The organism is Streptomyces sp. NPDC052023 (assembly GCF_044548465.1).
In the GTDB taxonomy this organism is placed as follows: domain Bacteria; phylum Actinomycetota; class Actinomycetes; order Streptomycetales; family Streptomycetaceae; genus Streptomyces.
This window is the reverse complement of sequence record NZ_JBIUBW010000006.1, coordinates 295,865-318,698: the sequence shown is the minus strand read 5'-3', so window position 1 is coordinate 318,698 and position 22,834 is coordinate 295,865. Positions and strand designations below refer to the sequence as shown.

Annotated in this window: 21 protein-coding genes and 1 tRNA gene; 16 read left to right on the top strand and 6 right to left on the bottom strand. The window is 68.4% G+C overall.

Annotated elements, in window-relative coordinates; genetic code table 11:
* The first annotated feature begins 1 nt into the window (after position 1).
* The 6 genes from rpmG (at position 2) to ACIHCM_RS16305 (ending at position 4,779) form a co-directional block, all read left to right on the top strand.
* A complete protein-coding gene (gene rpmG / locus ACIHCM_RS16330; RefSeq protein WP_003948671.1) occupies positions 2 to 166 on the top strand; it encodes a 50S ribosomal protein L33 in 165 nt (54 codons plus the stop codon).
* Between the two features lie 230 nt (positions 167 to 396).
* A complete protein-coding gene (locus ACIHCM_RS16325) occupies positions 397 to 849 on the top strand; it encodes a MaoC family dehydratase N-terminal domain-containing protein (protein ID WP_399895416.1) in 453 nt (150 codons plus the stop codon).
* Between the two features lie 4 nt (positions 850 to 853).
* A complete protein-coding gene (locus tag ACIHCM_RS16320; RefSeq protein ID WP_399895413.1) occupies positions 854 to 1,282 on the top strand; it encodes a MaoC family dehydratase in 429 nt (142 codons plus the stop codon).
* A gap of 129 nt (positions 1,283 to 1,411) precedes the next feature.
* Positions 1,412 to 1,987, top strand: a complete 576-nt coding sequence (locus ACIHCM_RS16315; protein ID WP_399895410.1) for a TetR/AcrR family transcriptional regulator — start codon at positions 1,412 to 1,414, stop codon at positions 1,985 to 1,987.
* A 124-nt stretch (positions 1,988 to 2,111) separates the two neighbouring features.
* Entirely contained in the window at positions 2,112 to 3,542 is a 1,431-nt protein-coding gene (locus ACIHCM_RS16310; RefSeq protein WP_399895407.1) for an MFS transporter, read from the top strand.
* Between the two features lie 181 nt (positions 3,543 to 3,723).
* Positions 3,724 to 4,779, top strand: a complete 1,056-nt coding sequence (locus tag ACIHCM_RS16305; RefSeq protein ID WP_399895404.1) for a UDP-N-acetylmuramate dehydrogenase — start codon at positions 3,724 to 3,726, stop codon at positions 4,777 to 4,779.
* On the opposite strand, the gene ACIHCM_RS16300 is transcribed toward ACIHCM_RS16305, so the two are convergent.
* Both ACIHCM_RS16300 and ACIHCM_RS16295 read right to left on the bottom strand, forming a co-directional pair.
* Positions 4,769 to 5,824: an adenosine deaminase gene (locus ACIHCM_RS16300; protein ID WP_399895401.1), complete on the bottom strand. Its 1,056-nt coding sequence runs from the start codon at positions 5,822 to 5,824 to the stop codon at positions 4,769 to 4,771. The genes ACIHCM_RS16305 and ACIHCM_RS16300 overlap by 11 nt on opposite strands.
* 148 nt (positions 5,825 to 5,972) lie before the next feature.
* Positions 5,973 to 7,199, bottom strand: coding sequence for a pyridoxal phosphate-dependent aminotransferase (locus ACIHCM_RS16295; protein WP_399895398.1), 1,227 nt, complete (start codon positions 7,197 to 7,199; stop codon positions 5,973 to 5,975).
* Positions 7,200 to 7,506: 307 nt separating this feature from the next.
* Between ACIHCM_RS16295 and ACIHCM_RS16290 the strand changes: the two genes are divergently transcribed.
* The 10 genes from ACIHCM_RS16290 to ACIHCM_RS16245 all read left to right on the top strand — a co-directional run bounded on the left by ACIHCM_RS16290 (position 7,507) and on the right by ACIHCM_RS16245 (position 20,905).
* A tRNA-Trp gene (locus ACIHCM_RS16290) sits at positions 7,507 to 7,579 on the top strand.
* A gap of 105 nt (positions 7,580 to 7,684) precedes the next feature.
* On the top strand, positions 7,685 to 7,969 hold the full coding sequence (gene secE, locus ACIHCM_RS16285; protein WP_393106315.1) for a preprotein translocase subunit SecE: 285 nt from the start codon (positions 7,685 to 7,687) through the stop codon (positions 7,967 to 7,969).
* A 78-nt stretch (positions 7,970 to 8,047) separates the two neighbouring features.
* On the top strand, positions 8,048 to 8,878 hold the full coding sequence (nusG, locus tag ACIHCM_RS16280) for a transcription termination/antitermination protein NusG (protein ID WP_399895393.1): 831 nt from the start codon (positions 8,048 to 8,050) through the stop codon (positions 8,876 to 8,878).
* Positions 8,879 to 9,046: 168 nt separating this feature from the next.
* Positions 9,047 to 9,481, top strand: coding sequence for a 50S ribosomal protein L11 (rplK, locus tag ACIHCM_RS16275; RefSeq protein WP_033528316.1), 435 nt, complete (start codon positions 9,047 to 9,049; stop codon positions 9,479 to 9,481).
* 77 nt (positions 9,482 to 9,558) lie between these two features.
* Positions 9,559 to 10,284, top strand: a complete 726-nt coding sequence (gene rplA / locus ACIHCM_RS16270) for a 50S ribosomal protein L1 (RefSeq protein ID WP_399895389.1) — start codon at positions 9,559 to 9,561, stop codon at positions 10,282 to 10,284.
* A gap of 223 nt (positions 10,285 to 10,507) precedes the next feature.
* The gene (locus ACIHCM_RS16265) at positions 10,508 to 11,476 is read left to right on the top strand and encodes a hypothetical protein (RefSeq protein WP_399895386.1); all 969 of its coding nucleotides are present in this window, start codon (positions 10,508 to 10,510) and stop codon (positions 11,474 to 11,476) included.
* 290 nt (positions 11,477 to 11,766) lie between these two features.
* Positions 11,767 to 12,297 carry a 50S ribosomal protein L10 gene (rplJ, locus tag ACIHCM_RS16260; protein ID WP_053762845.1) on the top strand — a complete coding sequence of 177 codons (531 nt, stop codon included), beginning with the start codon at positions 11,767 to 11,769 and terminating at the stop codon, positions 12,295 to 12,297.
* Between the two features lie 114 nt (positions 12,298 to 12,411).
* Positions 12,412 to 12,795, top strand: coding sequence for a 50S ribosomal protein L7/L12 (rplL, locus tag ACIHCM_RS16255; protein ID WP_399895382.1), 384 nt, complete (start codon positions 12,412 to 12,414; stop codon positions 12,793 to 12,795).
* Between the two features lie 623 nt (positions 12,796 to 13,418).
* A complete protein-coding gene (rpoB, locus tag ACIHCM_RS16250) occupies positions 13,419 to 16,904 on the top strand; it encodes a DNA-directed RNA polymerase subunit beta (protein WP_399895379.1) in 3,486 nt (1,161 codons plus the stop codon).
* Positions 16,905 to 17,005: 101 nt separating this feature from the next.
* Positions 17,006 to 20,905, top strand: a complete 3,900-nt coding sequence (locus ACIHCM_RS16245; RefSeq protein WP_399895376.1) for a DNA-directed RNA polymerase subunit beta' — start codon at positions 17,006 to 17,008, stop codon at positions 20,903 to 20,905.
* Between the two features lie 65 nt (positions 20,906 to 20,970).
* Here the strand turns inward: ACIHCM_RS16245 and ACIHCM_RS16240 are convergent, their stop codons facing one another.
* The 4 genes from ACIHCM_RS16240 to ACIHCM_RS16225 all read right to left on the bottom strand — a co-directional run bounded on the left by ACIHCM_RS16240 (position 20,971) and on the right by ACIHCM_RS16225 (position 22,814).
* Positions 20,971 to 21,234: a hypothetical protein gene (locus tag ACIHCM_RS16240; protein ID WP_399895373.1), complete on the bottom strand. Its 264-nt coding sequence runs from the start codon at positions 21,232 to 21,234 to the stop codon at positions 20,971 to 20,973.
* Entirely contained in the window at positions 21,221 to 21,463 is a 243-nt protein-coding gene (locus tag ACIHCM_RS16235; RefSeq protein ID WP_399895370.1) for a hypothetical protein, read from the bottom strand. Before ACIHCM_RS16235 ends, ACIHCM_RS16240 begins: the two co-directional genes overlap by 14 nt.
* A 10-nt stretch (positions 21,464 to 21,473) precedes the next feature.
* The gene (locus tag ACIHCM_RS16230) at positions 21,474 to 22,334 is read right to left on the bottom strand and encodes a peptidoglycan-binding protein (RefSeq protein WP_399895367.1); all 861 of its coding nucleotides are present in this window, start codon (positions 22,332 to 22,334) and stop codon (positions 21,474 to 21,476) included.
* Positions 22,335 to 22,412: 78 nt separating this feature from the next.
* On the bottom strand, positions 22,413 to 22,814 hold the full coding sequence (locus tag ACIHCM_RS16225; RefSeq protein ID WP_399895364.1) for an ATP-binding protein: 402 nt from the start codon (positions 22,812 to 22,814) through the stop codon (positions 22,413 to 22,415).
* Between the last annotated feature and the right edge of the window lie 20 nt (positions 22,815 to 22,834).

Here is a 22,834-nt window from a genome sequence, read left to right as displayed (position 1 = left end):
CGTGGCTGCCACCGACGTCCGCCCGAAGATCACGCTGGCCTGCGTGGAGTGCAAGGAGCGGAACTACATCACCAAGAAGAACCGGCGTAACAACCCGGACCGTCTTGAGATGAAGAAGCACTGCCCGCGTTGCAACGCGCACACCGCGCACCGCGAAACGCGCTGACGCAGGCCAGTACATCTCGTACGACTCGTCAAGACGAGGCCGCCCCCGCTGTTCAGGGGGGCGGCCTCGTCTCATTTTTCGGTCACCCTTTCGGTCGGCGTGGCCACCGAGCGCAATCGGCCGCGGCGGCCTTCTATACGGTTGACCCGGCGCGGTGCTCGTTGAGCAGAGCCTTTTGAGGGGCCGCCCTTCACCGGTCGACCAGAGCAGAAACCAGGAGGTGCCGAGCCATGGCGCTCGACCAGTCCTTCGTGGGGCGGAGCTACCCGCCCACTGACCCCTATGAGGTGGGACGGGAGAAGATCCGTGAGTTCGCGGAGGCGGTGGGAGACGCCAACCCGGCCTACACGGACCCGGAAGCCGCCAAGGCCCTCGGCCACCCCGACGTGATCGCCCCGCCCACCTTCGTCTTCGCGATCACCTTCAAGGCGGCGGGGGAGGTCGTCGCCGACCCGCAGCTCGGTCTGGACTACAGCCGGGTCGTGCACGGCGACCAGAGGTTCGCCTACAGCCGCCCGGTGCGCGCCGGCGACCGGCTCTCGGTCACCTCGACCATCGAGGCCATCAAGTCGATGGCCGGCAACGACATCCTGGACGTCCGCGGCGAGGTGCACGACGAGGCCGGGGAGCACGTAGTGACCGCCTGGACCAAGCTGGTGGCCCGCGCGGCCGAGGAGGCGTGAGCAGATGACCGCCCAGATCGCGTACGCCGATGTCGAGGTCGGCACCGAACTGCCCGCGCAGACCTTCCCCGTGACGCGCGCCACTCTCGTCCAGTACGCGGGTGCCTCCGGGGACTTCAACCCGATCCACTGGAACGAGAAGTTCGCCAAGGAGGTGGGCCTGCCGGACGTCATCGCACACGGCATGCTCACCATGGCCGAGGCGATCCGTGTGGTCACCGACTGGACCGGTGACCCGGGCGCGATCGTCGAGTACGGCGTCCGTTTCACCAAGCCCGTCGTCGTACCGAACGACGACCAGGGGGCCGTGATCGAGGTCAGCGGCAAGGTGGCCGCCAAGCTCGACGACAACACGGTCCGCGTTGACCTCACGGCGACGAGCGCCGGGCAGAAGGTGCTGGGGATGTCCCGGGCGGTCGTCCGCCTGGCCTGAGACCTGCGTGGATGCACGTACGCGCAAGTAAGGGGCGCCCGCCGTAGCGGGCGCCCCTTACTGTCGGCACCCCCGCCCCCCGAAGGGGATCCCTTGACCAGGTTAGTGATTGAGTACTAACTTGACGCCATGGTCAGGATGAGCGCAGAGGAGAGGCGTGAGAGCGTCGTCCGCGCGGCGATCACGGAGTTCGCGCAGAACGGCTACTACGGCACCTCCACCGAGGCCATCGCCAAGCGGGTGGGTGTCTCGCAGCCGTATCTCTTCCGGCTCTTCCCAGGGAAAAAGGCGATCTTCCTCGCGGCCGCCGAGCGCTGTCTCGCGGACGTGCGCCGGCTCTTCGAGGAGGCGGCCGGCGAACTGAAGGGCGAGGAGGCCCTGCACGCCATGGCGGAGGCGTACACACGTCAGCTCGCCGACCGGCCGGAGCTACTGCAGATGCAGTTGCAGATCTACCTCGCGGTGGCCGCGGCGGAGGTGTCCGGGGACCGCGAGTTCGGCGAGATGGTCCGCAAGGGCTGGATGGAACTCTGGGACACCGTGCATCTGCCCCTGGGCGGCGATGTGGACGAGATCACGACCTTCATGGCGTACGGGATGCTCGTCAACGCCCTGGCGGCCATGGGATTCCCGCCAGGCCATCGGGTGTGGGAGGGGCTCTACATGTCGGCTCGCGTCCTGCGAGGGCTCGGAGAGGCGGAGTAGCCGGGCGCGGGAGCGGCGCTCTTCGAGGGCCGGCGCTGTGGTGTGTGCCACTGGAACTCGTGTGACCGAAAAAGTTAGTCATCGATTACTAATCAATCAGCGAGCAGCAGCTCTGGGGGAGCGGATGTCACAGCAGAAAGCACACGCCGTCTGGGCGCTGGTGATCACCAGCGTCGCCGGCTTCATGGCGGCTCTCGACAACCTCGTCGTCACCACCGCACTGCCCTCCATCCGGGAGGACCTCGGTGGGGCGCTGCACGACCTCGAATGGACCGTGAGCGCCTATACGCTCACCTTCGCCGTGCTGCTGATGTTCGGGGCGGCACTCGGCGACCGGTTCGGGCGGCGCAGGTTGTTCATCGGCGGGCTCGCGCTGTTCACGGTGGCGTCCGCGGCGGCGGCCCTGGCGCCCGGCATCGACTCCCTGATCGCCGCACGCGCCGTGCAGGGCGTCGGAGCGGCCGTCATGATGCCCCTGACGCTCACCTTGCTGACGGCGGCCGTGCCGGCGGAGAAGCGGGGGACGGCGTACGGGATCTGGGGTGCCGTCAACGGGCTGGCCGTGGCCTGCGGACCGCTCATCGGAGGGACCCTCACCGAGCACATCTCCTGGCAGTGGATCTTCTGGCTGAACGTTCCGCTGGGTGCCGCGCTGCTGCCGCTGGCCCGGCTGCGGCTCACCGAGTCGTACGGCACCGGCGCACCCCTGGACGTGCGCGGCACGCTGCTGGCCAGCGGCGGGCTCTTCGGGATCGTGTACGGGCTGGTCCGCGGACCGGTCGAGGGATGGACCGAGCCGGTCGTACTGATCGGGCTGTTTGCCGGGGCGGCGCTACTGGCCGCCTTCGTGCTGCACGGCACACGCGGGCGGAACCCGATGCTGCCGATGCGGCTGTTCCGCTCCCGCGCCTTCGCCGGCATCAACGCGGCGAGCATGCTGATGTTCCTGGGGATGTTCGGGTCGATCTTCCTGCTCAGCCAGTACATGCAGGGTGTGCTCGGATACTCGCCGACCGAGGCGGGGCTGCGGATGCTGCCGTGGACAGGGATGCCGATGCTGGTCGCGCCCCTCGCCGGGATCCTCTCCGACCGGGTCGGCGGGCGGCCCGTCGTGGCCGCCGGGCTCTTCCTCCAGGCCGCCGGGCTCGGCTACCTCGCGTCCGTGGTCACGGCCGACGCGTCCTACGCGGCCCAGCTGCCCGGCCTGATCCTCAGCGGCATCGGGATGGCCCTGTTCTTCGCCCCGGCGTCCGCCCTGGTGATGGCCAGTGTGACGCCCGTGGAGCAGGGCATCGCGTCCGGCGCGAACAACGCGCTGCGCGAGGTGGGCGGCGCGCTCGGCATCGCGGTCATGTCCTCGATCTTCGCGGCGCAGGGCGGATACGAGTCCGCTCAGACGTTCGTCGACGGGCTGCGCCCGGCGATCGTGGTGGGTGCCGGCGTGGTGGGCCTCGCGGGGGTCGCCGCCCTGGTCATCCCGGCGCGCCGGCGAGGCGTACCGGCGGAAGCCGAGCGGGCGGCGGAGTCGCGGGTGTTCGAGGGGGCGGCTCGCTGAGCCGCGGAACACCACGGAGGGCGGCACGCGGGCCCACCTGATGCGCTGAACTGAACCGCACGCGCGCGTACGGCCTCGTCCAGAGCGACGGGGCCGTACGCGCGCGCGTGCCCCGCCACCGGCGCCGCGGGTGGACGCGCGCCTGTCGGCCCTGTCCGTGCCGTCTCGTAGTCTTGGGCGCGTGCAGGTACTCCACGACGCCCCCCTCGCCCCGCTGACCACGTTCCGGCTGGGCGGTCCCGCGACCCGGCTGGTGACCGCGACGACCGACGCCGAGGTCGTCGAGGCCGTGCGGGAGGCCGACGCCGCCGGGACGCCGCTGCTGGTTGTCGGCGGAGGCTCGAACCTCGTCATCGGCGACAAGGGCTTCGACGGGACCGCCCTGCGCATCGCCACCCGTGGCTGCGAGCTGTCCGGTACGCGGCTGGAGCTCGCCGCGGGTGAGGTGTGGACGGACGCCGTCGCGCGCACCGTGGAGGCCGGGCTCGCCGGTGTCGAGTGCCTGGCCGGCATCCCCGGCTCGGCGGGAGCGACGCCGATCCAGAACGTGGGGGCGTACGGCCAGGAGGTCTCCTCCACCATCACCGAGGTGATCGCCTACGACCGCCAGGCCGGCGGGACGGTCACCCTGACGAACGCCGAGTGCGCTTTCTCGTACCGGCACAGCCGCTTCAAGGCCGACCCCCAGCGGTACGTCGTCCTGCGCGTCCGCTTCGAGCTGGAGGACGCGGGCGGGCTGTCCGGGCCCATCCGGTACGCCGAGACCGCACGCGCGCTCGGGGTCGGGCCGGGCGAGCGGGTCCCGCTCGGCGACGCCCGCGACATGGTGCTGAAGCTGCGCGCCGGCAAGGGCATGGTGCTCGACCCCGAGGACCACGACACCTGGTCCGCCGGGTCCTTCTTCACCAACCCGATCCTGACGGACGCCCAGTTCGCCGCGTTCCACGCGCGCGTGCGCGAGCGTCTCGGTGAGGACGTGGCGCCGCCGGCGTACCCGGCCGGGGACGGGCACACCAAGACCTCCGCCGCCTGGCTGATCGACAAGGCGGGCTTCCGTAAGGGGTACGGCACCGGACCCGCCCGGATCTCCACCAAGCACACCCTCGCCCTCACCAACCGCGGCGAGGCGACCACGGAGGACCTGCTGGCGCTGGCCCGCGAGGTCGTCGCCGGGGTGCGTGAGGCCTTCGGGATCACCCTCGTCAACGAGCCGGTGACGGTGGGCGTCAGCCTCTGACGGCAGTGGTCCCGTCTGAGGTCAGCCAGGTGTCCACGCCCGCCAGGAGCCTCTTCTTCGTTTCTTCCGGCGCCGCCGACGCCCGTACCGACTGGCGGGCGACCTCGGCCAGTTCCGCGTCCGTGAAGGCGTGGTGCTCGCGGGCGATCTCGTACTGCGCCGCAAGCCGCGAGCCGAACAGCAGCGGGTCGTCGGCGCCCAGCGCCAGCGGCACGCCGGCTTCGAAGAGCTTGCGCAGGGGGACGTTCTCGGGCTTCTCGTAGACACCGAGGGCCACGTTCGACGCCGGGCACACCTCGCAGGTGACGCCGCGGTCGGCCAGGCGCTTCAGCAGGCGCGGGTCCTCCGCCGCGCGCACGCCGTGCCCCACCCGGTCGGCGTGCAGGTCGTCCAGGCAGTCACGGACCGAGGCGGGCCCGGTCAGTTCGCCACCGTGCGGGGCCGACAGCAGGCCGCCCTCGCGCGCGATGGCGAAAGCGCGGTCGAAGTCGCGGGCCATGCCGCGCCGCTCGTCGTTGGAGAGCCCGAAGCCGACCACACCCCGGTCGGTGTAGCGGACGGCGAGGCGGGCCAGCGTGCGGGCGTCCAGCGGGTGCTTCATGCGGTTCGCGGCGACCAGGACGCGCATGCCGATCCCGGTCTCCCGCGCGGCTGTCTCCACCGCGTCCAGGATGATCTCCAGCGCCGGGATGAGCCCGCCCAGGCGCGGGGCGTACGAGGTCGGGTCGACCTGGATCTCCAGCCAGCCCGAGCCGTCCTTGACGTCCTCCTCGGCGGCCTCCCGCACCAGCCGCTGAATGTCCTCCGGCTGCCTCAGGCACGAACGAGCGGCGTCGTAAAGGCGCTGGAAACGGAACCAGCCCCGCTCGTCCGTCGCCCGCAGTCTCGGCGGCTCCCCGCCGACCAGGGCGTCGGTCAGCGCGTCGGGCAGCCGGACGCCGTACTTGTCGGCCAGCTCCAGCAGGGTGCCCGGCCGCATGGAGCCGGTGAAGTGCAGGTGCAGATGGGCCTTCGGGAGGTCGGAGACATCACGTACACGTTCCATTCCAGGATCCTGCCGTACGGCTTGCCCGTCCCTCCAGCGCTTTCCCCGTTAGTGGTCTTGCTCGCACGAAAACACGAAAGAACGGGCCGTCTCCCTGAAGGGAAACGGCCCGTCACGCGCGCGTGCGCCACGAAGACGTCGCGGAACGTCAGTCGCGCGCCTCCGCCAGCAGCTTCTGGATGCGGCTCACACCCTCGACGAGGTCCTCGTCACCCAGGGCGTACGACAGCCGCAGGTAGCCCGGCGTGCCGAAGGCCTCACCCGGCACCACCGCGACCTCGGACTCCTCCAGGATCAGCGCGGCCAGCTCGACCGTGTCCTTCGGGCGCTTGCCGCGGATCTCCTTGCCGATCAGCGCCTTCACCGACGGGTACGCGTAGAAGGCGCCCTCGGGCTCGGGGCAGAACACGCCCTCGATGTCGTTGAGCATCCGCACGATCGTGCGGCGGCGGCGGTCGAAGGCCTCGCGCATCTTCTCGACGGCGTCCAGGTCGCCGGAGACGGCGGCCAGTGCCGCGGCCTGGGCGACGTTCGAGACGTTCGAGGTGGCGTGCGACTGGAGGTTCGTCGCGGCCTTCACGACGTCCTTCGGGCCGATGATCCAGCCCACCCGCCAGCCGGTCATGGCGTAGGTCTTCGCGACGCCGTTGACGACGATGCACTTGTCGCGCAGCTCGGGCAGGACGGCCGGCATCGACACGGCCGAGGCGTCGCCGTACACCAGGTGCTCGTAGATCTCGTCGGTGAGTACCCACAGGCCGTGCTCGACGGCCCAGCGGCCGATGGCCTCCGTCTCGGCCTCGGAGTAGACCGCGCCGGTCGGGTTGGACGGCGAGACGAAGAGAACGACCTTCGTCTTCTCCGTGCGGGCCGCCTCCAGCTGCTCCACGCTGACCCGGTAGCCGGTCGTCTCGTCGGCGACGACCTCGACCGGGACACCGCCGGCCAGGCGGATCGACTCCGGGTACGTCGTCCAGTACGGCGCGGGCACGATGACCTCGTCGCCCGGGTCCAGGATCGCGGCGAATGCCTCGTAGATGGCCTGCTTGCCGCCGTTGGTGACAAGGATCTGGGAGGCGTCGACCTCGTAGCCGGAGTCGCGCAGCGTCTTGACGGCGATGGCGGCCTTCAGCTCGGGCAGGCCGCCGGCCGGGGTGTAGCGGTGGAACTTGGGGTTCCTGCAGGCCTCGATCGCGGCCTCGACGATGTAGTCGGGGGTCGGGAAGTCGGGCTCGCCGGCGCCGAATCCGATCACCGGACGCCCGGCGGCCTTCAGGGCCTTGGCCTTGGCGTCCACGGCGAGGGTGGCGGACTCGGAGATCGCGCCGATGCGGGCCGAGACCCGGCGCTCGGTGGGTGGGGTTGCAGCGCTCATGGGTCCATCGTTTCAGACCGGAAACCGGCCCGGCACACGGGTTTCACGGACTGAACAGCCCAGGGCATACCGTTGAACAACAGTCCGTATACCCCGGGTGGCTCCGGCGATCTTCGGCCGGTCCCCGGTCCGGTCCGCGCGCCGCAGGGCGGCGATCCGCCGGGAGAGCGGACCTCACAGGCCATTTCTGTTCGACGCCCGGCTCATGACCACGTACACTCTCACCTCGTTGGCCTCCACCGAGCCCCGCGCTCGACCGGTGCACACCGAGCACCCGGTTGGATGCGGTACGTTGGGGGACACACGAAGGGTCGTAGCTCAATTGGTAGAGCACCGGTCTCCAAAACCGGCGGTTGGGGGTTCAAGTCCCTCCGGCCCTGCTACACACACCGCCAGGATGTGTGCGCAGGTACGTACAGCAATGCACCGCCGTGCGGCTCAAACCGGGCGCGGCACGGCCACGACCCGGGACCAGGTGAGGACGAATGACGGACGCCGTGGGCTCCATCGACACGCCTGATGCCCAGGATGAGGCACCGGAGTCCAAGAAGACCCGCAAGGGTGGCAAGCGTGCCAAGAAGGGCCCGCTGAAGCGCCTTGCCCTCTTCTACCGGCAGATCGTCGCCGAGCTCCGCAAGGTCGTCTGGCCCACGCGCACGCAGCTGACGCGATACACGACTGTCGTGATCATCTTCGTCGTCGTCATGATCGGACTGATCACCGTGATTGACTATGGGCTCGACCACGCCGCCAAGTACGTCTTCGGCTGAGCCAAGAGCGAAGGGCGCCGGGATCCGGCGCCCCTTTCGCGTGTTCCACCCCTATGTATCCAGGAAGAAGCAGCCACCGTGTCTGACCCGAACGTGAACGACGACGCCATCGAGCCGGTCGAGTCCGTGGAAGACGAGCTCGACATCGTCGAGGGTGCGGACGAGGACCTGGACGAGGCCGAGGCTGCCGACGCCGCCGCGGGTGAGCCGGCTGAGGAAGCCGCCGTGCACGTCGAGGACGAGCTCGCGGACGAGGCCGAGCCCGTGGAGGAGGCCGAGCCCGAGCCGGAGCTCGACCCCATCGAGAAGCTCCGTGAGGAACTGCGGACCCTGCCCGGCGAGTGGTACGTGATCCACACCTACGCCGGTTACGAGAACCGCGTGAAGACCAACCTGGAGCAGCGCGCCGTCTCGCTGAACGTCGAGGACTACATCTTCCAGGCCGAGGTGCCGCAGGAAGAGGTCGTCCAGATCAAGAACGGCGACCGCAAGACCATCAAGCAGAACAAGCTCCCGGGCTACGTCCTGGTCCGCATGGACCTGACGAACGAGTCCTGGGGTGTCGTCCGCAACACCCCCGGTGTCACCGGCTTCGTCGGCAACGCCTACGACCCGTACCCGCTGACCCTGGACGAGATCGTCAAGATGCTCGCCCCGGAGGCGGAGGAGAAGGCCGCCCGCGAGGCCGCCGAGGCCGAGGGCAAGCCGGCGCCGCAGCGCAAGGTCGAGGTCCAGGTGCTGGACTTCGAGGTCGGCGACTCGGTCACCGTGACGGACGGCCCGTTCGCCACGCTGCAGGCGACGATCAACGAGATCAACCCCGACTCCAAGAAGGTCAAGGGCCTGGTGGAGATCTTCGGCCGGGAGACGCCCGTCGAGCTCTCGTTCGACCAGATCCAGAAGAACTGACGCCTTCTGGACGTACCGCTTCCGCGCAGGTCAGGTGGGCTTTTGGAGCCTGTCTGACCTGCACGGTTTTTGGCCGCGCATCTATACCCGTTATCGTTGTGCGGTATGCCTTCTGCCGAGACGCGACTCGGCGGAGGGTAGACCCGAATCGAAAGGACCCGGAGAGCTATGCCTCCCAAGAAGAAGAAGGTCACGGGGCTCATCAAGCTCCAGATCCAGGCCGGTGCCGCCAACCCGGCTCCGCCGGTCGGCCCCGCGCTGGGTCAGCACGGCGTCAACATCATGGAGTTCTGCAAGGCCTACAACGCCGCGACCGAGTCGCAGCGTGGCTGGGTCATCCCGGTGGAGATCACGGTCTACGAGGACCGCTCCTTCACCTTCGTGACCAAGACCCCGCCGGCCGCCAAGATGATCCTCAAGGCCGCGGGTATCGAGAAGGGCTCCGGCGAGCCGCACAAGACCAAGGTCGCCAAGATCACCGAGGCGCAGGTCCGCGAGATCGCCACCACCAAGATGCCCGACCTCAACGCCAACGACCTGGACGCCGCCGCGAAGATCATCGCCGGTACCGCGCGTTCCATGGGCGTCACGGTCGAGGGCTGAGCCCCAACCTCCCCAGAGCAGTAGTGGCAGGGCCCGCTCGGCCCGGACCACAACTCCTAAGAAACCCAGGAGCAGTAGTGAGCAAGCGCAGCAAGTCTCTCCGCGCTGCGGACGCCAAGATCGACCGGGACAAGCTCTACGCCCCGCTCGAGGCCGTTCGTCTCGCCAAGGAGACCTCCACGACCAAGTTCGACGGCACCGTCGAGGTCGCCTTCCGTCTGGGTGTCGACCCGCGCAAGGCCGACCAGATGGTCCGTGGCACCGTGAACCTTCCGCACGGCACCGGTAAGACCGCCCGGGTCCTGGTCTTCGCGACCGGCGACCGTGCCGAGGCCGCGCGTGCCGCGGGCGCCGACATCGTCGGCGCCGACGAGCTGATCGACGAGGTGTCGAAGGGGCGTCTGGACTTCGACGCCGTCGTCGCCACCCCGGACCTCATGGGCAAGGTCGGCCGCCTGGGCCGTGTCCTCGGCCCGCGTGGTCTGATGCCGAACCCGAAGACCGGCACCGTGACCCCGGACGTGGCCAAGGCCGTGACCGAGATCAAGGGCGGCAAGATCGAGTTCCGCGTCGACAAGCACTCGAACCTGCACTTCATCATCGGCAAGTCGTCCTTCGACGACACCCAGCTGGTGGAGAACTACGGCGCGGCCCTGGAGGAGATCCTCCGTCTGAAGCCGTCCGCCGCCAAGGGTCGCTACATCAAGAAGGCCGCCATCACCACCACGATGGGCCCCGGCATCCCGGTCGACCCGAACCGCACCCGCAACCTCCTCGTCGAGGAGGACCCGGCCGCGGTCTGAGCCCCCAAGGCTCGCTGAAGTCGGTCACGGGCCCCGCACCTTCGAGGTGCGGGGCCCGTTCGCGTGTCCGCGGCGGCGGAGGGACTGTCACCGTGCGGTCGGGGCAGCGGTGAATCCCAGGGGCCCTGTCGGACCCCTGGGATAGGCTCACAGCTCAATCAGAGACACATGGTTCATACATGTGATCCACAGGGTGTGCAGAGACTTCCCGTGGGGGGAATCGATGAAGCTTTCCGCGCGCACGAGGAACAGGGCGGGGATCGCCGCGCTGGCGGCCCTGACGCTGGCCGGCGGAGCAGTCGGCTGTGGGGCCGGCAAGGGGGACGGGGCGTCCGGCTCGCGGAGCGTCCAGCAGGTCCTGACGGTGGCCTACGAGAAGACCGCCGAGGCCAAGTCCGCCAAGGTCGAGATGACCATGTCGATGCCCGCGGGCATGGACGACATGACCATGTCCGGCGTGATGGGCTGGGACCCGACCGTCATGGACGTGACCATGAAGGGCTCCATGCTCGGTGCCGAGCCGGACATGCCAGACGCGGTCCGCATGGTCTGGCGTGACGAGGTCATGTACATGGACATGGGCGACTCGGCCGCCCTGGAGATGGACGGCAAGAGCTGGATGAAGCTGGACCTCAAGGCCGCCGCCGAGGCCGCCGGGGACCCGGCTCTGACCCGCCAGATGACGTCCGGCCTGGACAACATGAACCAGAGCCCGGCCGAGCAAATCGCCCTGCTCCTGGAGTCGCCCAACCTGAAGCACGTCGGCAGCGAGAAGGTCGACGGCGTGGACGCCGAGCACTACAAGGGCACGCTCACCGTCAAGGAGATGATGGAGAGCAACAAGAGCCTGGACTTCCTGGAGCCGGGGGACCGCAAGCAGCTCCTGGAGAACGTCGAGAAGTCCGGCATCAAGGGCTACGACACCGAGGTCTGGGTCAACGAGGACGACCTGCCGGTCCGGATGGACGTCACCATGACGTCCTCGGCAGGGGACGTCGACATGAGCATGAAGCTCTCCGACTACGGCGCCAAGGCCGAGGTGGAGGTGCCGCCGGCCGCGGAGACCTTCGACCTGATCGAGATGCTCGAGGGGCTGGGCGAGGCCGCGAGCGGTGAGGGCGCCTTCGGCGAGGACGCCCCGGAGATGGATCTGAGTGGGCTGGAGGGCCCGGAGACCGGGTCCGAGTTCTAGCTGCTCCGGGACCGGATTTGCTTGACAGCGATCCGGTCCCGTACGCTTCCCCAGAAGCCAAAGACCGCTGGTCGTTGCCGTGCGCTCGGAAGAGGGTGCGGTGGCCGAAGGATCCGCTGAATAGCGGACGACCCGCGCAGGTGACAGTGGAAGTGCTCCCGGAGTGCGTACGACAGCGTATGCACGGCCGGTCGAGTCCGCCCCGTGCGCCTGCGCCGGGGCGTTTCGTTTTCCCCAGTCCTCCTTCGGGTCCGCGCGGTCCGAATCACCCGGAAGGAGGCCGAGGCTCTATGGCGAGGCCCGACAAGGCTGCCGCGGTTGCCGAGCTGACGGACAAGTTCCGCAGCTCCAACGCCGCCGTGCTGACCGAGTACCGCGGTCTCACCGTGGCGCAGCTCAAGACGCTGCGTCGTTCGCTCGGTGAGAACGCCCAGTACGCCGTGGTGAAGAACACGCTGACCAAGATTGCGGCCAACGAGGCCGGGATCACGCTCGACGACCAGCTCTTCGCTGGTCCGACGGCCGTCGCCTTCGTCACCGGTGACCCGGTGGAGTCGGCGAAGGGTCTTCGTGACTTCGCCAAGGACAACCCGAATCTCATCATCAAGGGCGGTGTCCTTGACGGCAAGGCGCTGTCCGCCGATGAGATCAAGAAGCTTGCGGACCTCGAGTCCCGCGAGGTTCTGCTCAGCAAGCTGGCCGGTGCCTTCAAGGCGAAGCAGTCCCAGGCTGCCTCCGTCTTCCAGGCGCTGCCGTCGAAGCTCGTCCGCACCGTGGACGCGCTGCGCGCCAAGCAGGCCGAGCAGGGCGGTGCCGAGTAACTCGGCTCGCACATTGACCGCCGCGGCCTGAACGCGACGGTCACAGCGGGCCAGACGTACGCCCGCCAGACATGTACATCCGGCACCAGCCGAATTAGTGGAAGGACCGCCACCATGGCGAAGCTGTCTCAGGAAGACCTGCTCGCGCAGTTCGAGGAGATGACCCTCATCGAGCTCTCCGAGTTCGTGAAGGCGTTCGAGGAGAAGTTCGACGTCACCGCCGCCGCTGCCGCGCCGGTCATGATGGCCGGCCCGGGCGCCCCCACCGCCGAGACCGTCGAGGAGAAGGACGAGTTCGACGTCGTCCTCACCGGCGCCGGCGACAAGAAGATCCAGGTCATCAAGGTCGTGCGTGAGCTGACCTCCCTCGGCCTGAAGGAGGCCAAGGACCTGGTGGACGGCGCCCCGAAGCCCGTCCTCGAGAAGGTCGCCAAGGACGCCGCGGACAAGGCCAAGGAGGCCCTCGAGGGCGCCGGCGCCTCCGTCGAGGTCAAGTAAGACCTCTCGGGTCCGCACGGACTCCAGCGCGCGCCGATCGCGGCCGTAGAGCCGTGAACAGCCCCCTGGGGCTGTAACGCGAACGCACCGAAGAGCGATCATCCATCCGGGTGGTCGCTCTTCGGCGTTCCCGAGGGCCCGGCGGCGGCTGCCTTGCACCCGTGGTCGCGAGGAGTAAGGTGATCTTCGTCGTGCCTCTCGGAACCCCCGGTGCAGGCAGCACGTGACGAGCGCAGCACCCCGGCTTGGGTAAGAGGGCCTTGACGAACCGCACGCAGCGCGCAATTCTCAGGACGCGTCGTCACAAGGATCCGAATCCGAGGCATGGATCGACGGCGAAGAGGGCAGTATCACCGTGGCGTTGAGGGCGTGGCCTTGTCGCAGGGGTTGAGGACAACGAGGGCAGCGAGGGTCTTCGAAAACCCGCACTGGACATCAGTGTGCCAAGTGGCTACACTGACCCTTTGCGCTGCCTGTTAGCTGTCCCCTGCCCGTCACCAGGGGCATGCCCTCGCTTGAGCACCGACGATCGGACCGTCCCTGACCTGGGACTATCTGTCTCTGTGTATCGGTGAGGGGCCGGTACGCGCGTAGTGAGTCCGAGCCCTCGGAAGGACCCCCTCTTGGCCGCCTCGCGCAACGCCTCGACCGCGAATACGAACAACGGCGCCAGCACTGCCCCGCTGCGCATCTCCTTTGCAAAGATCAAGGAGCCTCTCGAGGTTCCGAACCTGCTCGCGCTGCAGACCGAGAGCTTCGACTGGCTGCTCGGCAACACGGCCTGGCAGAGTCGGGTCGAGGAGGCTCTCGAGAACGGTCAGGACGTCCCCACCAAGTCCGGGCTCGAGGAGATCTTCGAGGAGATCTCCCCGATCGAGGACTTCAGCGGGTCGATGTCGCTGACGTTCCGCGACCACCGCTTCGAGCCGCCGAAGAACTCGATCGACGAGTGCAAGGAGCGTGACTTCACCTACGCGGCTCCGCTCTTCGTCACCGCCGAGTTCACCAACAACGAGACCGGCGAGATCAAGTCCCAGACGGTCTTCATGGGCGACTTCCCGCTCATGACCAACAAGGGCACCTTCGTCATCAACGGCACCGAGCGTGTCGTGGTGTCCCAGCTGGTCCGTTCGCCGGGTGTCTACTTCGACTCCTCCATCGACAAGACGTCCGACAAGGACATCTTCTCCGCCAAGATCATCCCGTCCCGGGGTGCCTGGCTGGAGATGGAGATCGACAAGCGCGACATGGTCGGCGTCCGTATCGACCGCAAGCGCAAGCAGTCCGTCACCGTCCTTCTGAAGGCGCTCGGCTGGACCACCGAGCAGATCCTCGAGGAGTTCGGCGAGTACGAGTCGATGCGCGCCACCCTGGAGAAGGACCACACCCAGGGCCAGGACGACGCGCTGCTCGACATCTACCGCAAGCTGCGTCCGGGCGAGCCCCCGACGCGTGAGGCCGCGCAGACGCTGCTGGAGAACCTGTACTTCAACCCCAAGCGCTACGACCTCGCCAAGGTCGGCCGCTACAAGGTCAACAAGAAGCTGGGTACGGACACCGGCCTCGAGGCGGGTGTCCTGACCGTCGAGGACATCATCGCGACGATCAAGTACCTGGTGAAGCTGCACGCCGGCGAGACCGAGACGGTCGGCGAGTCCGGGCGCTCGATCATCGTCGAGACCGACGACATCGACCACTTCGGCAACCGCCGTATCCGCAGCGTCGGTGAGCTGATCCAGAACCAGGTCCGTACGGGTCTCGCCCGTATGGAGCGTGTCGTGCGCGAGCGCATGACCACGCAGGACGTCGAGGCGATCACGCCGCAGACCCTGATCAACATCCGGCCGGTCGTCGCCTCCATCAAGGAGTTCTTCGGCACCAGCCAGCTGTCCCAGTTCATGGACCAGAACAACCCGCTGTCGGGCCTGACGCACAAGCGCCGTCTGAACGCGCTCGGCCCGGGTGGTCTGTCCCGTGAGCGGGCCGGCTTCGAGGTCCGTGACGTGCACCCCTCGCACTACGGCCGCATGTGCCCGATCGAGACGCCCGAAGGCCCGAACATCGGTCTGATCGGCTCGCTCGCCTCGTACGGCCGGGTCAACGCGTTCGGTTTCGTCGAGACGCCGTACCGCAAGGTCGTCGAGGGCCGGGTCACCGACGACGTCGACTACCTGACGGCCGACGAGGAGGACCGCTTCGTCATCGCGCAGGCCAACGCCACGCTCAACGACGACATGCGGTTCGCCGAGAACCGCGTGCTGGTCCGCCGCCGTGGTGGCGAGGTCGACTACGTCGCCGGTGACGACGTGGACTACATGGACGTCTCGCCGCGCCAGATGGTGTCGGTCGCGACCGCCATGATCCCCTTCCTTGAGCACGACGACGCCAACCGTGCCCTCATGGGCGCGAACATGATGCGCCAGGCCGTGCCGCTGATCCAGGCGGAGTCCCCGCTCGTCGGCACCGGCATGGAGTACCGCTCCGCGGTCGACGCCGGCGACGTGGTCAAGGCCGAGAAGGCCGGTGTGGTCCAGGAGGTCTCCGCGGACTACATCACCACCGCCAACGACGACGGCACGTACATCACGTACCGCCTGGCCAAGTTCGCCCGCTCCAACCAGGGCACCTCGGTCAACCAGAAGGTCATCGTCCACGAGGGCGACCGGATCATCGAGGGCCAGGTCCTCGCCGACGGTCCGGCAACCCAGCAGGGCGAGATGGCGCTGGGCAAGAACCTGCTCGTGGCGTTCATGCCGTGGGAGGGTCACAACTACGAGGACGCGATCATCCTGTCGCAGCGCCTCGTGCAGGACGACGTCCTCTCCTCGATCCACATCGAGGAGCACGAGGTCGACGCCCGTGACACCAAGCTCGGCCCCGAGGAGATCACCCGGGACATCCCGAACGTCTCGGAGGAGGTCCTCGCCGACCTCGACGAGCGCGGCATCATCCGTATCGGTGCCGAGGTCATCGCCGGTGACATCCTCGTCGGCAAGGTGACCCCGAAGGGTGAGACCGAGCTGACCCCCGAGGAGCGCCTGCTGCGCGCGATCTTCGGTGAGAAGGCCCGTGAGGTCCGTGACACCTCGCTGAAGGTGCCGCACGGCGAGACCGGCAAGGTCATCGGCGTCCGCGTCTTCGACCGCGAGGAGGGCGACGAGCTGCCGCCCGGTGTGAACCAGCTGGTCCGCGTCTACGTCGCGCAGAAGCGCAAGATCACCGACGGTGACAAGCTCGCCGGCCGCCACGGCAACAAGGGCGTCATCTCCAAGATCCTGCCGATCGAGGACATGCCGTTCCTGGAGGACGGCACCCCGGTCGACATCATCCTCAACCCGCTGGGTGTACCGTCCCGAATGAACCCGGGACAGGTCCTGGAGATCCACCTCGGCTGGCTCGCCAGCCGCGGCTGGGACGTCTCCGGCCTCGCGGACGAGTGGGCGCAGCGCCTCCAGGCCATCGGCGCCGACAGTGTCGAGCCCGGCACCAACGTCGCCACTCCGGTCTTCGACGGTGCGCGTGAGGACGAGCTCGCGGGTCTGCTGCAGCACACCATCCCGAACCGCGACGGCGAGCGCATGGTGCTCCCGTCCGGCAAGGCGCGGCTGTTCGACGGCCGTAGCGGTGAGCCGTTCCCGGACCCGATCTCGGTCGGCTACATGTACATCCTGAAGCTGCACCACCTGGTCGACGACAAGCTGCACGCCCGTTCGACCGGTCCGTACTCGATGATCACCCAGCAGCCGCTGGGTGGTAAGGCCCAGTTCGGTGGCCAGCGGTTCGGCGAGATGGAGGTGTGGGCGCTGGAGGCTTACGGCGCCGCGTACGCCCTCCAGGAGCTGCTGACCATCAAGTCCGACGACGTCACCGGCCGCGTGAAGGTCTACGAGGCCATCGTCAAGGGCGAGAACATCCCTGAGCCCGGCATCCCCGAGTCCTTCAAGGTGCTCATCAAGGAGATGCAGTCCCTGTGCCTCAACGTGGAGGTGCTGTCCAGCGACGGCATGTCCATCGAGATGCGTGACACCGACGAGGACGTCTTCCGCGCAGCGGAGGAGCTCGGCATCGACCTGTCCCGGCGCGAGCCGAGCAGCGTCGAAGAGGTCTGACGGAGTCCGGCGGGCCTTCTGAACAACCGCAGAAGGCCCGCCGACCCCGGGACCCCGTTTCAGACCCCAAGACTTACGACCCTGAGAGGGATTGACGCATAGTGCTCGACGTCAACTTCTTCGACGAGCTCCGGATCGGCCTGGCCACCGCTGACGACATCCGTCAGTGGAGCCACGGCGAGGTCAAGAAGCCCGAGACGATCAACTACCGCACCCTCAAGCCCGAAAAGGACGGACTCTTCTGCGAGAAGATCTTCGGTCCGACCCGGGACTGGGAGTGCTACTGCGGCAAGTACAAGCGTGTCCGCTTCAAGGGCATCATCTGTGAGCGCTGTGGCGTCGAGGTCACGCGCGCCAAGGTGCGCCGTGAGCGGATGGGCCACATCGAGCTGGCCGCTCCCGTCACGCACATCTGGTACTTCAAGGGCGTTCCGTCGCGGCTGGGCTACCTGCTCGACCTCGCCCCGAAGGACCTGGAGAAGGTCATCTACTTCGCCGCGTACATGATCACGTACGTGGACGAGGAGCGCCGTACGCGCGACCTGCCCTCGCTGGAGGCGCACGTCTCCGTCGAGCGCCAGCAGATCGAGCAGCGCCGTGACGCCGACCTGGAGGCCCGCGCCAAGAAGCTCGAGACCGACCTGGCCGAGCTGGAGGCCGAGGGCGCCAAGTCCGACGTGCGCCGCAAGGTGCGTGAGGGTGCCGAGCGCGAGATGAAGCAGCTGCGTGACCGTGCGCAGCGCGAGATCGACCGTCTCGACGAGGTGTGGAACCGGTTCAAGAACCTCAAGGTCCAGGACCTGGAGGGTGACGAACTGCTCTACCGCGAGCTGCGTGACCGCTTCGGCACCTACTTCGACGGCTCGATGGGTGCCGCGGCGCTGCAGAAGCGCCTGGAGTCCTTCGACCTCGACGAGGAGGCCGAGCGCCTCCGCGAGATCATCCGCACCGGCAAGGGCCAGAAGAAGACCCGTGCGCTCAAGCGCCTGAAGGTCGTCTCCGCGTTCCTGCAGACCTCCAACAGCCCCAAGGGCATGGTCCTGGACTGCGTCCCGGTCATCCCGCCGGACCTTCGCCCGATGGTGCAGCTGGACGGTGGCCGCTTCGCGACCTCCGACCTGAACGACCTGTACCGCCGTGTGATCAACCGGAACAACCGGCTGAAGCGGCTTCTCGACCTCGGCGCGCCCGAGATCATCGTGAACAACGAGAAGCGCATGCTCCAGGAGGCCGTCGACGCGCTGTTCGACAACGGCCGCCGCGGCCGTCCGGTCACCGGTCCCGGTAACCGCCCGCTGAAGTCCCTCAGCGACATGCTGAAGGGCAAGCAGGGCCGCTTCCGTCAGAACCTGCTCGGTAAGCGTGTGGACTACTCCGCGCGTTCCGTGATCGTCGTCGGTCCGCAGCTGAAGCTGCACCAGTGCGGTCTGCCGAAGGCGATGGCGCTGGAGCTGTTCAAGCCGTTCGTGATGAAGCGCCTGGTCGACCTGAACCACGCGCAGAACATCAAGAGCGCCAAGCGCATGGTCGAGCGCGGCCGCACCGTCGTGTACGACGTCCTCGAAGAGGTCATCGCCGAGCACCCGGTGCTGCTGAACCGAGCGCCCACCCTGCACCGCCTCGGCATCCAGGCCTTCGAGCCGCAGCTGGTCGAGGGCAAGGCCATCCAGATCCACCCGCTCGTCTGCACCGCGTTCAACGCGGACTTCGACGGCGACCAGATGGCCGTGCACCTGCCGCTGTCCGCGGAGGCGCAGGCCGAGGCCCGCATCCTGATGCTGTCCTCGAACAACATCCTCAAGCCCGCCGACGGCCGTCCGGTGACGATGCCGACCCAGGACATGGTGCTGGGTCTGTACTTCCTCACCACGGACGCCGAGGGCCGCGACATCAAGGGCGCCGACCGTCCGTTCTCCTCGGTCGCCGAGGCGATCATGGCGTTCGACGCCGGCGAGCTGTCGCTGCAGGCGCCCGTCGACATCCGCTTCCCGGTGGGCACCATCCCGCCGCGTGGCTGGGTGCCGCCGGTCCGCGAGGAGGGTGAGCCGGAGTGGCAGCAGGGTGACAGCTTCACCCTGAAGACCACGCTGGGCCGTGCGCTCTTCAACGAGCTGCTGCCCGAGGACTACCCGTTCGTCGACTACGAGGTCGGCAAGAAGCAGCTCTCCCAGATCGTCAACGACCTGGCCGAGCGCTACCCGAAGGTCATCGTGGCGGCGACGCTCGACAACCTGAAGGCGGCCGGCTTCTTCTGGGCCACCCGCTCCGGCGTGACCGTGGCCATCTCCGACGTCGTCGTTCCCGAGGCGAAGAAGGAGATCGTCAAGGGCTACGAGGCGCAGGACGAGAAGGTCCAGAAGCAGTACGAGCGCGGTCTGATCACCAAGGACGAGCGCACGCAGGAACTCATCGCGATCTGGACCAAGGCGACCAACGAGGTCGCCGAGGCGATGAACGAGAACTTCCCGAAGACCAACCCGATCTTCATGATGGTGAACTCGGGTGCACGAGGCAACATGATGCAGATGCGTCAGATCGCCGGTATGCGTGGTCTCGTGTCGAACGCCAAGAACGAGACGATCCCGCGTCCGATCAAGGCCTCGTTCCGTGAGGGTCTGTCCGTGCTGGAGTACTTCATCTCCACGCACGGTGCCCGTAAGGGTCTGGCGGACACCGCTCTGCGTACCGCCGACTCGGGTTACCTCACCCGTCGTCTGGTCGACGTCTCCCAGGACGTCATCATCCGCGAGGAGGACTGCGGCACCGACCGTGGTCTGCGGCTGTCGATCGCCGAGCGTGGCGCCGACGGTGCGCTGCTCAAGGCGGAGGACGCCGAGACGTCCGTGTACGCGCGCTGCCTCGCCGAGGACATCGTCGTGGACGGCAAGGTGCTGGCCCCGGCCGGTACCGACCTGGGCGACGTGCTCATCGACGAGCTGATCCGGCACGGCGTCTCCGAGGTCAAGACCCGCTCGGTCCTGACCTGCGAGTCCGCTGTCGGCACCTGCGCCATGTGCTACGGCCGCTCGCTGGCCACCGGCAAGCTGGTCGACATCGGTGAGGCGGTCGGCATCATCGCCGCCCAGTCCATCGGTGAGCCCGGCACCCAGCTGACGATGCGTACCTTCCACACCGGTGGTGTGGCCGGTGACGACATCACCCAGGGTCTGCCGCGTGTCGTCGAGCTCTTCGAGGCCCGTACGCCGAAGGGTGTCGCCCCGATCTCCGAGGCCTCCGGCCGCGTGCGGATCGAGGAGACCGAGAAGACCAAGAAGATCGTCATCACGCCGGACGACGGCAGCGACGAGACGGCCTACCCGATCTCGAAGCGTGCCCGGCTCCTGGTCAGCGAGGGCGAGCACGTCGAGGTGGGCCAGAAGCTCACCGTGGGTGCCACCAACCCGCACGACGTGCTGCGCATCCTGGGCCAGCGTGCCGTCCAGGTCCACCTGGTCGGCGAGGTCCAGAAGGTCTACAACTCGCAGGGTGTGTCGATCCACGACAAGCACATCGAGATCATCATCCGGCAGATGCTGCGCCGCGTGACGATCATCGAGTCCGGCGATGCCGAGCTGCTGCCCGGCGAGCTGGTCGAGCGGTCGAAGTTCGAGACCGAGAACCGTCGTGTGGTCCAGGAGGGCGGTCACCCGGCCTCCGGTCGTCCGCAGCTGATGGGTATCACCAAGGCCTCGCTGGCGACCGAGTCGTGGCTGTCGGCGGCGTCCTTCCAGGAGACGACCAGGGTCCTGACGGACGCGGCGATCAACGCCAAGTCCGACTCCCTGATCGGCCTCAAGGAGAACGTCATCATCGGTAAGCTCATCCCGGCCGGTACGGGTCTGTCCCGCTACCGCAACATCCGGGTCGAGCCGACCGAGGAGGCCAAGGCCGCGATGTACTCGGCCGTGGGCTACGACGACATCGACTACTCGCCGTTCGGCACGGGCTCCGGCCAGGCCGTGCCGCTGGAGGACTACGACTACGGTCCGTACAACCAGTAAGCGAGTCGCTTGAGTGGAAGGGCGGCCACCCCGTTTCGTACGGGGTGGCCGCCCTTCGGCGTTCCTCAGCGCAGCGCCAGCTCCCAGGCGCCGACCACGACGGCCCCGACGGCGGCCAGCGCGGCCATGCTGGCCAGCGGCCAGCGGGAGCGCTCCAGGGCGTCCAACCGCTGTTCGTGATCGGCGAGTTGCTTGTCCGTCTGGTCGCTGCGCTGCACCAGCAGGGCGAGTGAACCGTCGACGCGGGCGAAGCCGGCCTCCAGGGAGCCGCGGAGGCGTTCGAGTTCGAGGGCGACGGCGATCGGGTCGTTCGGATCAGGGTCGGTCATCGGCGCCTCCCGGGGCGGTTTCGGTGGTGCGCAGCCAGGAAGGCAGCAGAGCCTGTACGGCGGGCACGGCCATGGCCCGGGTGATCACGCCGGCGGCGGCCAGCGCCCCGGCGACCCCGGGCAGGGTCCCGGGCAGGCCGGCCGCGTCGACAAGGGTGGGCAGGAGCACGCACAGGCCGACGGTGGTCTGCAGGACGGTGCGCAGGGTTCGCTTGGCAGCCTCTGACATGGTCATCCCTTCAGGAGCTGTACGGCACGCGCAGCGCCGTCCAGGACTTCTCGCCCGGCCAGCCGTCGGCGTCGGCGCCGGTGTAGCCGAGCCTGCGCTGCCACTTGGCGTAGCTGCGGCGGTCGGCCTCGGTCCACTGAGGGCCGGGGCCGGAGGTGTAGGCGGAGCAGCCGACGGCGACCAGGCGTCTGCCCATCGCGGTGACGACGGGCGACTTCGGGCCGTTCCTGAACCAGGCCGTGCCGGGGAAAGGCTGGTGACGGGGGGTGGTGGGCCTGCTGTCGAGCCGGTCGGCGACACGGGCCCGCAGGGACGCCATGGTGAAGCCGCGCGGGTCGATCTTGGCGCTGGTCCACTCCTTGTGGCCGATGACCGAGGCCGCGCTCCAGCCGTGCGCCCGGCACAGTGCCGCCGACGCCCGGACGATGGCGTCGAGCTGGGCCTCGGGCCAGGGGTCCTTGCCGTCGCCGAGGTTGACGCACTCGAAGCCGTAGAAGCGGGCGTTGCCGTCGGCGGTGCGCTGGTCGGGGGCGGGGAGCGCGGCGCGGTCGGCGGCGACGGCGGCGAGGACGTCCGGGTCGCCGGCGCCCGCGTGGTTGGCGCGGCCGTTGCCGACGAGGTGGACGGTGCCGTCCTTGGCGATGACGGCGTGGCAGAGCGGGCCGGGCAGGCCGGCGTGGCCCTTGAAGCAGAGGTTGACGCTGGCGGTGGTCCCGGTCGTGACGGTGTGGTGGATCATCACGCCGTTGACCGGGCCCCAAGCGCCCTTGTGGTTGCGGTTGTTGGTGCGCCAGCCGGCGTGTTCGTCGACGGCGACGCCCTCGGCCCGCAGGGCGGAGAGGAGGGCGTCGGGGGTGAGGGGCTTGGCCATGGGGTGGTGTGCCTTTCGGGCATGAGAAAACCCCGGGCCGGTGGATGACGCGGGGTGCGGGCGTGCTGTGCGGGTGGGTCAGGCCGGTGCCGGCTCCTCGCCGGTCTCCGGCGGGGGTGCCGGAGTCGTCCAGGCCGCGCACAGTGCGGCACAGGCAGCGGTGTTCGCCCGGAAGTCGGCGATCGCCGCGGCGACGGCCCGCTGGATCGCGGTCGGGTCCGGCGTGACCGGTGCCGCGTCGGTGGGCTGGACGCTGACCTGCCCGTAGCCGCGCAGGACGACGTTGCTGTCGCCGGTCTCGGTGAACTGGGCACTGACGTAGACGGCCGGGTGGCGGCCGGTGATCGGGTCGGGCTCGATGACGGAGCTGAGGCTGGTGTCGGTGACGTTGATGTGGACGGTGTGGCCGTCCTCGACGATCGTGGCGCGGCCCGCGTAGTCGATCGCGGTGCCCCAGGGCTGGGTGGGGTCGATGTCCATGAGTGCCTTCTCCTCGGTGC